The following is a 13789-nucleotide window of genomic DNA, read 5'->3' on the forward strand; positions in this document are numbered from 1 at the left end:
TCCTCTTTCAATCCGGTCTCAGCATCCTCATATGGAGGCCAAAGCCTGTCACCAAGGACAGGCAAAGATATGGGATGGAAAGATGCAGCGATTGGGTAAGGTGTTTTCGATTTTGGCGGTCGGCCTCATTGTGATGATGGCAACGGTCGATTTTGCCGAGGCGAGACGGGCCGGCGGGTTTTCAAGCTTTGGCAGCCGAGGAACGCGCACTTTCAGTTCGCCATCGGTAACGCGCACGGCGCCGAACGCTGCAACCGGCATTCAGCGCAGCATGACACCGCAGAGCACTGCGGCGCGTCAAAACAGTAGCGGCTTTCAGCGCAATGGCCTGTTCGGCGGTCTGGGTGGCGGCATTCTGGGTGGCCTGTTGATGGGTGGCCTGTTCGGTATGTTGCTCGGCAGCGGCTTTGGCGGCGGTTTCGGATTTATCGGCATGCTGTTGCAGATCATTCTGCTGGTGATGCTGGGCTCCTGGCTTTTGCGCCGCTTTGGCGGTCAGCAGGCAACAGCGACCGGTGGCGCTGCCGGTTCGCGTGCCAACGCAAGTGGCGACAATACCGCCATGCGCAGCGGCGGCGGTTTCGGCATTCCCAAGATGGGCAGCGGGATGGGCAGCGGCTTTGGCGGCTCAGCGCCGGCGATCAAGGATATTGAAGTCGGCGAGGGCGACCTCGACCGGTTCGAGGCGATGCTGAAGGATGTGCAGGCAGCCTATGCCGATGAGGATTATTCGGCCCTTCGCGAGCTGACCACACCAGAGGCGATGTCCTATCTCGCGGAAGAACTGAGTGACAGTGCCACCCAGGGACAAAAGAATGTGGTGCGCGATGTCAGGCTTGTTGAGGGCGATATTTCCGAGGCCTGGAGCGAGGGCAATACCGATTATGCCACCGTTGCCATGCGCTATGAGAGCATCGACTACATGATCGACCGGACAAGTGGTGCCGTGGTGAGCGGCAATCCCGATAGTGTCAGCGATTCCGTCGAGGTCTGGACCTTTACCCGCCAGAACGGCGGCGCATGGAAAGTCTCCGCCATCCAGAACGCTGGCTGATCTCGCATTATCCCGGCGTTCACGCCGGGATAGGCTTTGCCTGGGCGGTGCCGGCAATCCGCATGGATCGATCCGCCTGCAGCTCAGGCTGCCCGCTCAAGGGCACTGCTGGAGCTGGCGTGCGTAATTGTAGGTGATTTCGGTAAAGCGCTTGGCGCCGCGCGTTGCCTCGGGGCGCGCGCGCCAGGCGCCACGTTCATAGCCCTTGTGGCCGGAATGATAGGCCAGATACATGTTATAGGGGTCGTTGTAGTCGATGCCGTTCTTGATATGGCTCTGCTGGTGATACCAGCCGATGAAACGGATCGCATCGGCAAAATTGGTACGGCGCGCGGTATAACGACCTGTGCTGCGCTGATACCCTTCCCAGGTACCGTCCAGCGCCTGCGAATAGCCATAGGCGGTCGATGGTCGTTTCCACGGAATAAAGCCCAGCAGTTTCTTGCGGGGCGGTCGCGCCCGTTGCTCGAAACCTGACTCGGTATACATTGTGGCCATCAGAATCGGAACCGGCACGCCGTATTCGCGCTCCGTCTTTTCCGCCGCCCGGCGCCAGTTATTAAACAGTCCATCCTTCTGCTCGAAGATCGCGCATGCATTGCGCGTATTGCTGGGTGCAGTGGCGCAACCGGCAAGACCAACAGCGAGAAGGGCTACGACAAATACGCTACGCATCGCAAAACCTCATACTCACGATCAGAGTATTGATTAAAATTTAACGAAACCTTTTTTGAATGTGACCTTTTCGGGGCGATTGCATGCGGATTCGGTGGTAGGCACAGGCATGCATCTGTGGCATTTTCCGCCCGCCCGGCGGTTTCGAGCCGAATGAGCTGAAAGGATGACCCGCTTTTGCCCGTGCCCACCTTTACCTTTCATATGAATGGCTGGAAACGGCCGTTTCTGGAGGCGGCATTTCCCGGGCGTCAATTTCGCTATATGCCCTTTTTCCTGTCGGCCAGAGGCTTCAGGCGGGACTGGGCGCGGCGCATCCTGCAGGCGACAGATCCGGAGTTCTTCGTCTGGAGCCTGAACCTGTCGGAAGAGGCAGACTGGTTTGCCCGAGAACACGACATTCCCGTCCATTACATCGAGGACGGTTTCTTGCGGTCTCTGCGCCCCAGTGCCGGCTACAGCGTTCCCTTCTCGCTGACCATTGACCGCCAGCGCCCATATTTCGACAGTCGCGGTCCGTCCGATCTCGAGGATCTGCTGAACAGCCATGACTTCACCGATGCGGAGCTTGGTCGCGCCAGAACCGGCATCGACAGGCTGCTTTCCACCCGTATCAGCAAATACAACGACCAGGACCCGAACCATGGCGATCGGGCGGTGGGGGAGGGGCGTCGGCGCGTTCTTGTGATCGGTCAGGTGGAAGAGGATGCCTCCATCCGCTACGGCTGCGATCGGCCTTTCACCAACAACGATCTGGTGCGGCTGGCGGCTTTGGAAAACCCCGATGCCGAGATTGTCTACAAGCCCCATCCGGATGTGTTGAAGGGCGTGCGCCGGCGCTTGTCCGATCCGGCCGAGATTGCGCATCTGGCCACCATCGTCACCCGGCCGCAGCCGCTGCCGGATGCACTCGACGGTGCGGACCAGGTCTACACCATCACCTCGCTTGCCGGGTTCGAGGCGTTGATGCGGGGCATCAAGGTCACCACGCTTGGATGCCCCTTCTATGCCGGCTGGGGCCTCACCGACGACCGTCAGCCGAACCCGCGCCGTACACGCAAGCTCAGAATCGAAGAGCTCTTTGCCGGTGCCTATCTCCTCTATCCGCAATATTTCGATCCGCTGACCGGCAAGGCCTCCACCTTCGAGGAGGCGTTGACGCAAATGGCCGCGTGGCGGCAGACCGGCGTGCCTGCGGATGCCGACCGTCTGCTCGGCATTCATGGCAGGGCCACTCGCTGGGCCCCGCTTGGGCCTTACGGCCTGCTCGGCTGGCGGCATTTGCTGACGCCTGTTGTGGCGCGGGTGATCGGGCATATGGGCAATGCCGAGGATGTCAGCTATTACCGTCGCGATCCGATCGGCTTTTTTCGCGAGCTCTCCAATCCGAGGTTGAGACGCATCGGACGCTGGCTCTACCCGTTCACCCTCTGAGGAGGCGCAATGCCCATTCTTGAGATGCTCGATTATGCCGGCGTTGCCGTCTTTGCCGCAACAGGCGCGCTGTCGGCCTCGCGCAAACAGCTGGATATCATCGGCTATATCTTTCTGGCCTGCGTGACCGGCATCGGTGGCGGCACGATGCGCGATCTGGTGCTGGGCACGACGCCGGTCTTCTGGATTGCCAATCCGGCCTATCTGCTGGTGTCCACCGCGGTTGCCATCACGCTCTTCTTCACCGCCCATCTGTTCGGCTCGCGCTACCGGGTGCTGGTCTGGCTCGATGCCGTGGGCATGTCGGCCTATTGCGTCATGGGGGCTGCCAAGGGATATGAGGCTAGCGGATCGATGACGGTGGCGCTGGTCACCGGCGCGCTCACGGCAACCTTCGGCGGCATATTGCGCGATGTCATGGCCGGCGAGCCTTCGGTGCTGCTGCGCCCGGAAATCTATGTCACCGCAGCCCTTGCCGGCTCTTTCGTCTATGTGGTTGCAACTGAGTTCGCGCTGGAACTCCCCGCCGCTTCCACCCTCGGCCTGCTGGCCGCCTTCACCGTCCGCGGCGGCGCACTGCGCTATGGCTGGACACTGCCCCGTGGCAAGGCATTGCCGGGACGCGATCCGGATGATGTCATGTGAGGTGATGTGAGGGGGCGGGCGCGGGCGTCAACCGCCTTGCGTGCCGCTGTCGATGGCATCTTTGAGCATCCCTTTATGGGGTGCAACATGCGTATCGCTGACCGGGGGATGCTCCGGCTTTGCCGCGTCATGAACATGGGCGGCATCCACGTGCCTGACGTCGCTTGCCGATGCAGGCGTGGGCGTTTCGGCATATGCACCACATGTTGAGGCCAACATGGCGAGCGGGAGCAGAATGGTCGACAAGCGGTTCTTGAGGCGGGGGAATGACATAAGGACTCCGGATATGAAGCTACAATACTGGAGCTCTACACGCCACCGGTTTCGACGGGCTTTCTCATTTCCTGGGCTTTTTAGGAAACAGGGTGCAATTCGTTCGGCACGAGGTTGTCACCCATGTCTTAGGTACGCGATGTTACCTATGTCTTCGGTATGGACAAAGGAAATTTTGGTAGCGGGAGAGGGACTTGAACCCCCGACACGCGGATTATGATTCCGCTGCTCTAACCACCTGAGCTACCCCGCCACATGCGCCGGATCATCTGGTTTTTCAACCGTCCGGCGTCAGGATGAGCGGCTTATAAAGGGCGGCTCCCCGGCCTGTCAAGCGCAAGATCGGCATTTTGCTGTGCTTTTGCCAAGCCTTTGTAAAAGGAGGCAAATGAGGCCGGAAAAGAGGAGGCAATAGCGGCAGAACAGCCGTCAGGCGGGTCGCCGTCGCAGGCAAGCAGGGCCGGCACGTGCGGGCGATGATGTCCGCTTTGACGCTCAGGCAGCGGCAGGGGTTGCCAGAAGCGCCCGCAAGGCCAGTTCTGCATCTTCCGCACGCTTGGAGCTTTCAATGAAGCCGCCGCCATAGACGCGGGCATCTGCGCCTTCGCCGGAATAGAGCACGCAGGCCTGTCCGGGGGCGATACCGGCTTCGCCGATGGCGAGATCGACATAGATACCGTTCTCATCGGCATGAAGGGTGGCCTGTGCCGGCGGGCGGGTGGAGCGCAGCTTGGCATAGCATTCAAAGCCTGTGCGGGCAGTGTCCTTTATGGTTTCGTCGCCCAGCCAGTTCATGTCGCGCAGATAGACGCGGCGCGTGTCGAGCGCTTCCTTCGGGCCGACCACGACGCGGCGCGAGCGGGCATCGAGATAGATCACATAGAGCGGATCGCCGGTGGCAACACCCAGACCCTTACGCTGGCCGATGGTGTAATGCAGGATGCCGTCATGGCGACCGAGCACGCGTCCGTCCAGATGGACGATATCGCCGGCCAGCGCCGAATCCGGCTTCAGCTTGGTGATGATGTCGGCATATTTGCCCTGCGGCACGAAACAGATGTCCTGGCTGTCGGCCTTCTGGGCGACCACCAGTCCCATGTCTTCGGCCAGTTTCCGTGTTTCCGCCTTCGACATCTCGCCCAGCGGAAAGCGCAGATAGTCGATCTGCTCCTGCGTCGTGGCAAAGAGGAAATAGCTCTGGTCGCGTTCGCTGTCGATCGGGCGGAACAGGGCGCGGTGGCCCGGATCGTTGTCCAGCGGCACGGATTTCGAGCGGATGTAATGACCGGTCGCCAGCGCGTCGGCGCCCAGTTCCCTGGCCGTTGCCAGAAGGTCGGCGAACTTGACCGTCTGGTTGCAGGCAACGCAGGGGATCGGCGTTTCGCCGGCAATATAGCTGTCCATGAAGGGGTTGATCACGGTATCGCGAAAACGCTGCTCGTAATCGAGCACATAGTGCGGAATACCAAGCGTTTCGCAAACCCGGCGGGCATCGTCGATATCCTGGCCGGCACAGCAGGAGCCGGCACGATGAACGGCTGCGCCATGATCGTAAAGCTGTAGCGTGATGCCCAGAACGTCATAGCCCTCGGCTTTCAGGATGCCGGCCACAACGGAGGAATCCACGCCACCCGACATGGCAACGACCACGCGGGTGTCTTCCGGCTTCTTGTCGATATCCAGCGTGTTCACGGGGTCTCTCGCCAATTCTGCTTGTTGAACGTCACATTTATCATATCGGGCGGCATCGGGGCATTCTCTGCGCGGCAATGCGGCATATCATGGTGACAAGGCGTTTCTCGCCTCGACCGAATTGCTGAGGGATATAGAAAGGATTTGATGGCCGGACAAGGGGCTAGGCACGTCATTGACGGGCGAAGACCAAGGGAAATGACGAAAATCGCCGCGTCAGCGTCATCTTGGGGCAACGATGACGGTTCTGCGCGGCAGAAAGGAGCACGGTGCTGCTGCAAGCCGTACTCCCTCGCGCAATGCTGCCCATTCGCTTTCAATGCGCGTTGTCGGCCGAGACGCGCCAGACCGTGTCTCCCAAATCGTCAGCCACGATCAGCGCCCCTGTCTTGTCGAAATCGACACCGACCGGACGTCCTCTCGCCTCGCCATCCTTGTTCAGGAAGTCTGTGACGAATGGCTCTGCCTTGCCAGCAGGCTTGCCGTTGGCAAAGGGCACGAAGGCGACCTGGTAGCCGTTGAAATCGCCCCGGTCCCAGCTGCCGTGTTCGCCGATAAAGGCGCCGCCCTTGTATCTGGTCGGGAAACTGTCGCCAGTGTCGAAGGTGAGGCCAAGCGGGGCAACATGCGAACTCAGCGCATAATCCGGGGGGATGGCCGAGGCCACCAGATCCGGTCTTTGCGGTTCGACGCGCGGATCGACATGCTGACCGTAATAGCTGTAGGGCCAGCCGTAAAAGGCACCGTCCTTGACCGAGGTCATATAGTCCGGAACGAGGTTGGGGCCGAGTTCGTCGCGCTCGTTGACCACCACCCACAGCGTATCGGTGCCGGGATAGAAGGTCAGGCCGTTGGGATTGCGCAAACCGCTGCCATAAATGCGGTGGGCGCCGGTTTTGGCGTCCACTTCCCAGACGGCTGCTCTTTCCCGTTCAACGCCTTTGCCATTTTCCATGATGTTGCTGTTTGAGCCCACGCCGACGTAAAGCTTGGTGCCATCCGGGCTGGCCGTCAGGCTTTTCGTCCAGTGGTGGTCGATCGGCCCGCCGGGCAGGTCCGTCACCTTGGTTCCCGGACCGGTGATTTTCTGGTCGCCGTCATGATAGGTGTAGCGCATCAGGCTGTCGGTATTGGCGACGTAGAGATCATGGCCGACCAGCACAATGCCGAAGGGCGAGTGCAAGCCATCCAGAAACACCGATTTCTGGTCGTAAGTGCCATCGCCATTGCTGTCGTGCAGAATACTGACGCGATTGCCGCCTTTGGCACCTGCGCCGGCATATTTCTGCACCCAACCCATGATCAGGTCCTTCGGACGTTCGACCGGCTCAAGGCCCGGACCGTTGGATTCCACCACCAGAATATCGCCATTCGGCAGAACATAAGGTTGGCGTGGATGTTCAAGCCCTGTGGCGATAGCGTCTATCTTGAAGCCTTGCGGAACGGTCGGATGTTCGCCCTTGGACCAGCCGATATCATGGGCCACATGCATGGGGGGCACGAGATAGGCATTGGGTGCTGGCAGCACCGGGTCGGGGCCTATCTGCGACTGTTTGTCGAAGGCTGCCGCCATCGCCGGCGCGCTTGCCATCAGCGAAGCCAGCAGCAGGGCGGTGGTCCCTGCCAAACGATTTGTCAGGTGACGGCTCATGACACATTCTCCCTATAGGCAAGGCTCACGTTCCGATAATGGAAGAACGCAGCGGCGATCATCAGGATGACGGTGAGGGCAGACAGCATCAGTCCGCTTGGCACCACCGAGGTCCAGGCATCGCGGCTATGAACCAGATTGTTGAAAAATGCGGTTGTCAGCGTGAGTGCGATGGCTGCAACAAACAGCCAACTGTTGACGTTGAGGGCAGGCCTTGGACCGCTGAAATAGGCAATGATGCCTGACAGTGCAGCCAGACAGGCAAACAGCATGCCGAAGGCCAAGAGCCACGCCGAGAAATTCGTCCACTGCATGTCGGGCGCGCTTGCATAGGTGAGATCTGTCAGAAAAGCGCCTGTGAAACAAACGGCTGGAACGGCTGCGAGTGCGGTCGTCAGTCGGTCGAGAACGCCGAGTTGATAATAGACATGTGTCGAGGGATACGGCGCAATTACATGAGGTTTTGAATGCATGATTTTGCTCCTCCAAGAAAAACGATGTTCGTCATTCCATAGTCAAGTAAAAACGTATGCGTGCGCCGGCCGTTCCTTGGAAATATCTTAAATCTTTGTAAGGTTTGACCTTGCTTGCACCGTGCGCTGATGCCGGTCCACAACTGAGCGCTCGACTGTCTTCGCCCTTGACCCGTCTGGTACGTGGGATCAAAACAGGGGTGCTTACACACCGGACGATTTCCCAAAATCTCCCTTGCGCATTTGAAAGATAGGGCATGCCTGCTGCAATCCTTCTCGATGTCCGCGATGAGCGCTTTGCCGTCGCCGGTGCCTTTACCATTTCGCGGGGGTCTCGCACGGAAATCCGGGTCGTGACGGTCACGCTTTCGCATGACGGCTCCAAGGGCCGCGGCGAATGCGTGCCCTATGCGCGCTACGGCGAAACCGTGGAGGGTGTGGTGGAGGCAATCCGTGCGGTTGAGGGGGATCTGGCGGCGGGGCTCGACAGGCAAGGCTTGCAATCTTTGATGCCGGCCGGGGCTGCCCGCAATGCCCTCGATTGCGCGCTCTGGGATCTGGAGGCCAGGCGTGCGGGCATGCCCGTATGGCAACTGGCGGGATTATCGACGCCCAGGCCGGTGGAGACGGCCTATACGCTGTCGCTCGGAACGCCGGAAGAGATGCGCTTGGCCGCCGCCCGGAATGCGACGCGCCCCTTGCTGAAGGTCAAGCTCGGCACCGATAGCGATCTGGAGCGGATCGAGGCCGTGCGTGCCGGGGCACCCGATGCCCGCATCATCGTCGATGCCAATGAGGGCTGGACGCTTGCGCAGTATCAGGCGCTTGCCCCGGTCTTCGTGCGGCTGGGCGTGGCGCTTGTCGAGCAACCTCTGCCGGCGGGGTCCGATTATGCGCTGGCAAGCATTTCCCGTCCGCTTCCCGTCTGCGCAGATGAAAGCTGCCACGACCGGGCCTCGCTGTCGTCGCTGAAGGGCAAATACGATGTCGTCAACATCAAACTCGACAAGACTGGCGGACTGACCGAGGCGCTTGCCATGGCGCGGGAGGCAGAGGCCATGGGATTCGAGATCATGAGCGGCTGCATGCTGGGCACATCCCTTGCCATGGCGCCTGCCTCTCTGGTGGCGCAAGGGGCAGCATATGTCGATCTCGACGGACCATTGCTTCTGGCAGCGGATCGCGATGTGCCCTTGGAATATGTGGGGTCTCAGATGCAGGTGCCGCAGCGGGGGCTTTGGGGTTAGGCGTTTGTGGAAGTGCGGCGCCGTCAGTCAGGCCAGGATTTCGCCGCTCTATCCGCATCGATTGCGACTAGAGCTTTTTCATCGTCCCATTGCCGGCAAGCCAGATCACATGCCGGGCGCCGCCGCGTTTGCCGTTGGCGCGGGTGTTGACTTCGCGCACGGTGTAACCGCTGTCCTTCAGTCTGCGGGTGAAGCGGGGATCGGGGCCGGAGGACCAGACGGCGAGCATGCCGCCCTTGCGCAGTGCTGCCTTTGAATATTGCAGGCCGGAGAAGCTGTAGAGCTGGTCGTTGCTTTCACGCGTCAGCCCGTCCGGGCCATTGTCGACATCGAGCAGGATGGCATCGAAAGTGTCGCGCGATGCCTTGATCAGTGCTGCGACATCGCCTTCGTGGATCGTCACGCGCGGATCGTCGAGGCAGCCCTTGAAGACCTCGGCCATCGGGCCGCGAGCCCAGGCGATGACGGCCGGCACCAGTTCGGCAACCGTGACGGTGGCATCTTTGGGAAGCACGGCAAGGGCTGCCCGAAGAGTAAAGCCCATGCCCAGCCCGCCGATCAGCATATGCGGTTTTCGGGTCGCTTCGATCTCGGCAAAGGCAAGTGTCGCCAGCGCCTCTTCGGACCCGCTCAGGCGACTGTTCATGAGCTCGTTTGAGCCCAGCATGATCGAGAATTCGGTGCCACGCTGCTTGAGCCGCAGCTCTCCGCCACCGCCTGGAATGCTGGCGGAATCGATCTGGGTCCAGGGGATCATTCGAGCTCTCACTATGTCAATGAACGGCAGCGCTCCGGTAGCATGGACGCGCGCGGGGTTCAACAAACGGCAATGGCCCTCGGTGCTCAAATGCTGTTGAGCTCGGCCCGGTGGCGCTGCATGGCGAGAAAGCGGGCATAGTCTCGCTGGTAGAGCCTTGCTGTTTCGGGGTTGGGCGCGCGGCGCTGTCCCTTCGGTCCCATGGCGCTTCCGGCGGCCGTGAGCGAGGGGTAAAGGCCAGCGGCGGCGGCGGCATTGATCGCAGTCCCCAGCAAGACCGCGTCATCGCTCTGCGGGATCACCACGTCGATGCCCGTCACATCGGCATAGAGTTCGACCAGCAGCGGGTTTTTCACATGGCCACCGGTCAGGTGCAGGCAGTCGCATGAGAAACCTGCTTTATCCAGCGTGTCGAGGATCTGTTTCAGACCCAGTACGATTGCCACGCAGGCGCGCCAGTAGATGCGGCACAGACCGTCGAAGCTCGTGTCGAGCGTCAGGCCGGAGATGACACCGGTGAGGTTCGGATCGGCAAAGGGCGAGCGGTTGCCGTGAAAATCGGGCAGGATATGAATGCCCTTGGCAAACTCGTCACCTTGCTCGTTGCGCAGTTCCTGAATGCGCGCAATGACGGCGCGATGGTTGGCGACAGCCGATCCGCCGCCGGCGCTGTGCAATTCCAGCAGATGGCCGAGCAGGCCACCGGTTGCCGATTGCCCGGCCTCGACCAGCCAGAGATCGGCAAAGACGGCCTCGAAGTAAGGCCCCCAGATGCTTGTCCCGTGATGGGGTTCGGCGGCAAACCCGATGATGCAACTGGATGTGCCGCCGATCATGGCGACCTGTCCGCCTAGCTGCCGCGGATCGCCAGCGGCATTGCCCAGCACACCCAGCGCACCGGCATAGGCGTCGATCATGCCCGCTGCGACCACGACGTCTGTATCGAGGCCCAGAGCTTCTGCTGCGTTGCCGCAGAGCGTCGCGATCGGTCTGCCGACCGCGACGGTGTCATCGGGCAGGCTGCCACGCCTTTTCAGATCTTCCAGACCGATCTCAGCCAGAAAATCATCCTGCCAGCCGGAGGGCTTGTGGGCGAGGAAGTTCCATTTGGCAGTCAGCGTGCAGCGCGAGCGGCTTGTGGTGCCGGTTGCCTTCCAGGTGAGGAAATCGGCAAGGTCGAAGATGTAGCCAGCCTGCTTCCACAGATCCGGTCGATTGCGCTTCAGCCACATCAGCTTTGGCATCTGCATTTCCGGCGACATGATCCGCCCGGAATGCTTGATGGCCTCGTGGCCGGTGGCTGTGCATTGCTCGGCTTCTGATCCGGCGCGGTGGTCCATCCATGCGATGGTGTCAAAGGCGGTCTCTGCCTCTTTAGCCAGTGGCAATGGCGCGCCATTGGCGTCGCGCAGCACCAGCGAGCAGGTGGCATCGAAGCCGATGGCGGCAATGCGTGCCGAATCCATGCCTGCCTCTGCCAGAGCCATGCGCACGGCCTTGCAGCAGGCGGCCCAGATGTCTTCAGAGGCGTGTTCGGCCTGTTCGGCATCCGCTCGGCGCATCAAAATGGGATGTTCGCAGCGTGCCAGAAGTTTGCCGGCGCGATCCACCAGGCCTGCGCGCGCGCTGCCCGTTCCAACATCGACGGCAATCACGTGATCGCGCATTCTTGCTCGTTTCCGTCCCTGTTTTTAGTTTTGCCTGATAAGGTGGAGCAATTCGCCCATCGCGTCAAATGTCGCATCGGCACCCAGCGAAGCAATGGCCGATCGATGTTCGGGGGCCGCGGCGTGACCGCCGCCGGTGAAGGCCAGAACCCGCATGCCGGCGGCTTTGGCTGCCTGAATTCCAGCGGGGCTGTCTTCGATCACCACGCAGTCTTCGGGGGCACGGCCCATGCGCTTGGCGGCAAAGAGGAAGAGATCGGGAGCGGGCTTGCCGTTGGCCACCATGCTGGCCGAATAGATTGGCGGATTAAAGCGAGGCTTGAGCCCGCAGACCTTCAACGACAACTCTATGCGCTCGATCTGCGAGGAGGAGGCGACGCACCATTTCAGGCCGGCCTGCTCCAGTGAGGCGATGGCATCTCCAACGCCGGGGACAGGTTTGAGATCCGTGCGGAAGCGCTCGTATAGGGCCATCCGCATGGTTGTCAGAAAGCTATCGCCAAGGGCCAGTCCGTGTTCTGTACGGGCCGTTTCAATGACGGTGGAGAGGCTGCGGCCGAGAAATCGCTCTTTGGCCGCCTCTTCATCGATCTCGATGCCCACGTCGCGCAAGGCCTTTACCAGCACCTCCAGCGAGATCGTTTCGCTGTCGACCAGAACGCCGTCGCAATCGAAGATCACTAATGGTCCCGTTGCCGCGTTCATGGTTCCGCATCCTCTCGCTTCAGGTCAGCCCACCGGAAAGGTAGAGCTTCAGCGTTTCTGCTGTGCCAATTTCATGAAGCGATTGCAAGGCGTTGGTGAAGCGCTTGACGAACAGCGGGTTGGAACCGACGCTGCCGAAAATGTCGACGATGCCGATAAAGGCGTTCGGATCTTCCTTGGCCTTGAGTGCTGCTGCCTGCAGCCGTTCAGCATTGCCGTCGTTGAATTCGATTGCCTTGCCAGTGTCGGACACACCTTCGAAATAACGGCACCACAGTGCCGAAACGAGGGCGAGGCCGACAACGTCGAGGCCCTTGGCCAGGCGGTCGGATGTGGAAGGCAGGATGAATTTCGGCTGGCGGTTGGAGCCATCCTGGGCGAGGCGCGGAATGGTGTCGCCGATCTTGGGATTGGCGAAGCGATGTTCGATCAGATTGAAATAGTCGGCAAGATCTGTGTCCGGCACAGGCGGTACGATGGGGATGATCTCGTCCTCTTCCAGCTTGCGGAGGAAGTCACGGATCAATGTGTTTTCCATGGCTTCATGGACGAAGTGGATGTCCATCAGGGCGGCTGGATAGGCAATCGCGGCATGGCCGCCATTGAGGATGCGCAGTTTCATCAGTTCATAAGGGGCGACATCGTCGACGAAAGTCACACCGACCTTTTCCAGTGCCGGACGACCCAGCGGAAACTTGTCTTCCAGTACCCACTGCTTGAATTCCTCGCAGAAGACCGGCCAGTTGTCCTCGATGCCATAGGTGTCCCGGGTGATGGTGAGCTCGCGTTCTCCGGTGGCCGGCGTGATGCGGTCGACCATGGCGTTGGGGAAAGCGACGTTTTCGTGAATCCAGTGCGCAAAATCAGGGTCCGACAGTTTTGCCAGTCCGCACACAGTCGCCTCGGTCACTTCGCCATTGCCTGGAATATTGTCGCAGCACATGACCGTGAACGGAGCCAGATCCTTCTCGCGGCGGGCCTTCAGGCCGGCGATGATCAGGCCGAACACGGTCTTCGGGCTTTTCGGGTTTTCCGCATCGGCGACAATGGCCGGATGTTTGGGGTCGAATTTTCCCGTTGCCGGATCGATAAAGTAGCCGCCCTCCGTGATCGTCATCGAAACGATTTTGATCGCAGGGTCCGCGAGGGCGGCAATGATCTTGTCGAAATACGGGGCGGCGATCATGTCGATCATCGGACCGGTGACGGTGGCGCTGGAGCGGTTATTGTCCTGCTCGACAACGGTCGTCAGATAGTTCTGGGCCTCTAGCTTTTCCTTCATCAGGTGATCGTTGGGCATGACGCCGGCGCCCAGGAGCGCCCAGCCGAGATCCAGTCCCTGGTTGAAGAGTTCATGCAGATAGACGGCCTGGTGGGCGCGGTGGAAATTGCCGACGCCGAAATGCAGGATGCCGGTCGACAGCTGGTCGCGCCGGTAAAGCGGCACGGCTGCGGTCTTTGCGGCGTCGTCCAGGGTTGCGAGTGAAAGTTTGCAGGTCATGTCATCGTCCTCGAT

General features: G+C 60.6%; 13 protein-coding genes and 1 tRNA gene. 4 read left to right on the forward strand and 10 right to left on the reverse strand.

What is annotated here, in order from left to right; translation table 11 throughout:
- Positions 1-82 precede the first annotated feature (82 nt).
- Positions 83-1054 carry a Tim44 domain-containing protein gene (locus tag ACWPM9_RS05605; protein ID WP_484757041.1) on the forward strand — a complete coding sequence of 324 codons (972 nt, stop codon included), beginning with the start codon at positions 83-85 and terminating at the stop codon, positions 1052-1054.
- 96 nt (positions 1055-1150) lie between these two features.
- Here the strand turns inward: ACWPM9_RS05605 and ACWPM9_RS05610 are convergent, their stop codons facing one another.
- Complete coding sequence (locus ACWPM9_RS05610; RefSeq protein ID WP_428187965.1) at positions 1151-1729, reverse strand: transglycosylase SLT domain-containing protein; 579 nt, start codon at positions 1727-1729, stop codon at positions 1151-1153.
- Between the two features lie 183 nt (positions 1730-1912).
- On the opposite strand from ACWPM9_RS05610, the gene ACWPM9_RS05615 reads away from it, so the two are divergent.
- Positions 1913-3163, forward strand: coding sequence for a capsular polysaccharide export protein, LipB/KpsS family (locus tag ACWPM9_RS05615; protein ID WP_484757042.1), 1251 nt, complete (start codon positions 1913-1915; stop codon positions 3161-3163).
- 9 nt (positions 3164-3172) lie between these two features.
- Entirely contained in the window at positions 3173-3808 is a 636-nt protein-coding gene (locus ACWPM9_RS05620; RefSeq protein ID WP_428187967.1) for a trimeric intracellular cation channel family protein, read from the forward strand.
- A 27-nt stretch (positions 3809-3835) separates the two neighbouring features.
- Here the strand turns inward: ACWPM9_RS05620 and ACWPM9_RS05625 are convergent, their stop codons facing one another.
- From ACWPM9_RS05625 to ACWPM9_RS05645, 5 genes are all read right to left on the reverse strand, one after another.
- Complete coding sequence (locus tag ACWPM9_RS05625; RefSeq protein ID WP_484757043.1) at positions 3836-4081, reverse strand: hypothetical protein; 246 nt, start codon at positions 4079-4081, stop codon at positions 3836-3838.
- A gap of 176 nt (positions 4082-4257) precedes the next feature.
- Positions 4258-4334: transfer RNA gene (locus tag ACWPM9_RS05630), tRNA-Met, on the reverse strand.
- Between the two features lie 242 nt (positions 4335-4576).
- Positions 4577-5773 (reverse strand): tRNA 2-thiouridine(34) synthase MnmA, encoded by a 1197-nt coding sequence (gene mnmA, locus ACWPM9_RS05635; protein WP_484757044.1) that lies wholly within the window; start codon positions 5771-5773, stop codon positions 4577-4579.
- 316 nt (positions 5774-6089) lie between these two features.
- Positions 6090-7424: a PQQ-dependent sugar dehydrogenase gene (locus ACWPM9_RS05640; RefSeq protein ID WP_484757045.1), complete on the reverse strand. Its 1335-nt coding sequence runs from the start codon at positions 7422-7424 to the stop codon at positions 6090-6092.
- Positions 7421-7897 carry a DUF2231 domain-containing protein gene (locus ACWPM9_RS05645; RefSeq protein WP_484757046.1) on the reverse strand — a complete coding sequence of 159 codons (477 nt, stop codon included), beginning with the start codon at positions 7895-7897 and terminating at the stop codon, positions 7421-7423. Before ACWPM9_RS05645 ends, ACWPM9_RS05640 begins: the two co-directional genes overlap by 4 nt.
- Positions 7898-8154: 257 nt before the next feature.
- On the opposite strand from ACWPM9_RS05645, the gene dgcA reads away from it, so the two are divergent.
- Positions 8155-9144 (forward strand): N-acetyl-D-Glu racemase DgcA, encoded by a 990-nt coding sequence (gene dgcA / locus ACWPM9_RS05650; protein WP_484757047.1) that lies wholly within the window; start codon positions 8155-8157, stop codon positions 9142-9144.
- Positions 9145-9211: 67 nt separating this feature from the next.
- On the opposite strand, the gene ACWPM9_RS05655 is transcribed toward dgcA, so the two are convergent.
- From ACWPM9_RS05655 to ACWPM9_RS05670, 4 genes are all read right to left on the reverse strand, one after another.
- Positions 9212-9901 carry a spermidine synthase gene (locus ACWPM9_RS05655; RefSeq protein ID WP_428188987.1) on the reverse strand — a complete coding sequence of 230 codons (690 nt, stop codon included), beginning with the start codon at positions 9899-9901 and terminating at the stop codon, positions 9212-9214.
- An 86-nt stretch (positions 9902-9987) separates the two neighbouring features.
- Positions 9988-11568: an FGGY-family carbohydrate kinase gene (locus ACWPM9_RS05660; protein ID WP_484757048.1), complete on the reverse strand. Its 1581-nt coding sequence runs from the start codon at positions 11566-11568 to the stop codon at positions 9988-9990.
- A gap of 24 nt (positions 11569-11592) precedes the next feature.
- Positions 11593-12273: an HAD family hydrolase gene (locus tag ACWPM9_RS05665; protein WP_428188985.1), complete on the reverse strand. Its 681-nt coding sequence runs from the start codon at positions 12271-12273 to the stop codon at positions 11593-11595.
- Positions 12274-12292: 19 nt separating this feature from the next.
- Positions 12293-13774 (reverse strand): mannitol dehydrogenase family protein, encoded by a 1482-nt coding sequence (locus ACWPM9_RS05670; RefSeq protein ID WP_484757049.1) that lies wholly within the window; start codon positions 13772-13774, stop codon positions 12293-12295.
- Positions 13775-13789: the final 15 nt, after the last annotated feature.

Source organism: Agrobacterium sp. H141, assembly GCF_057158725.1.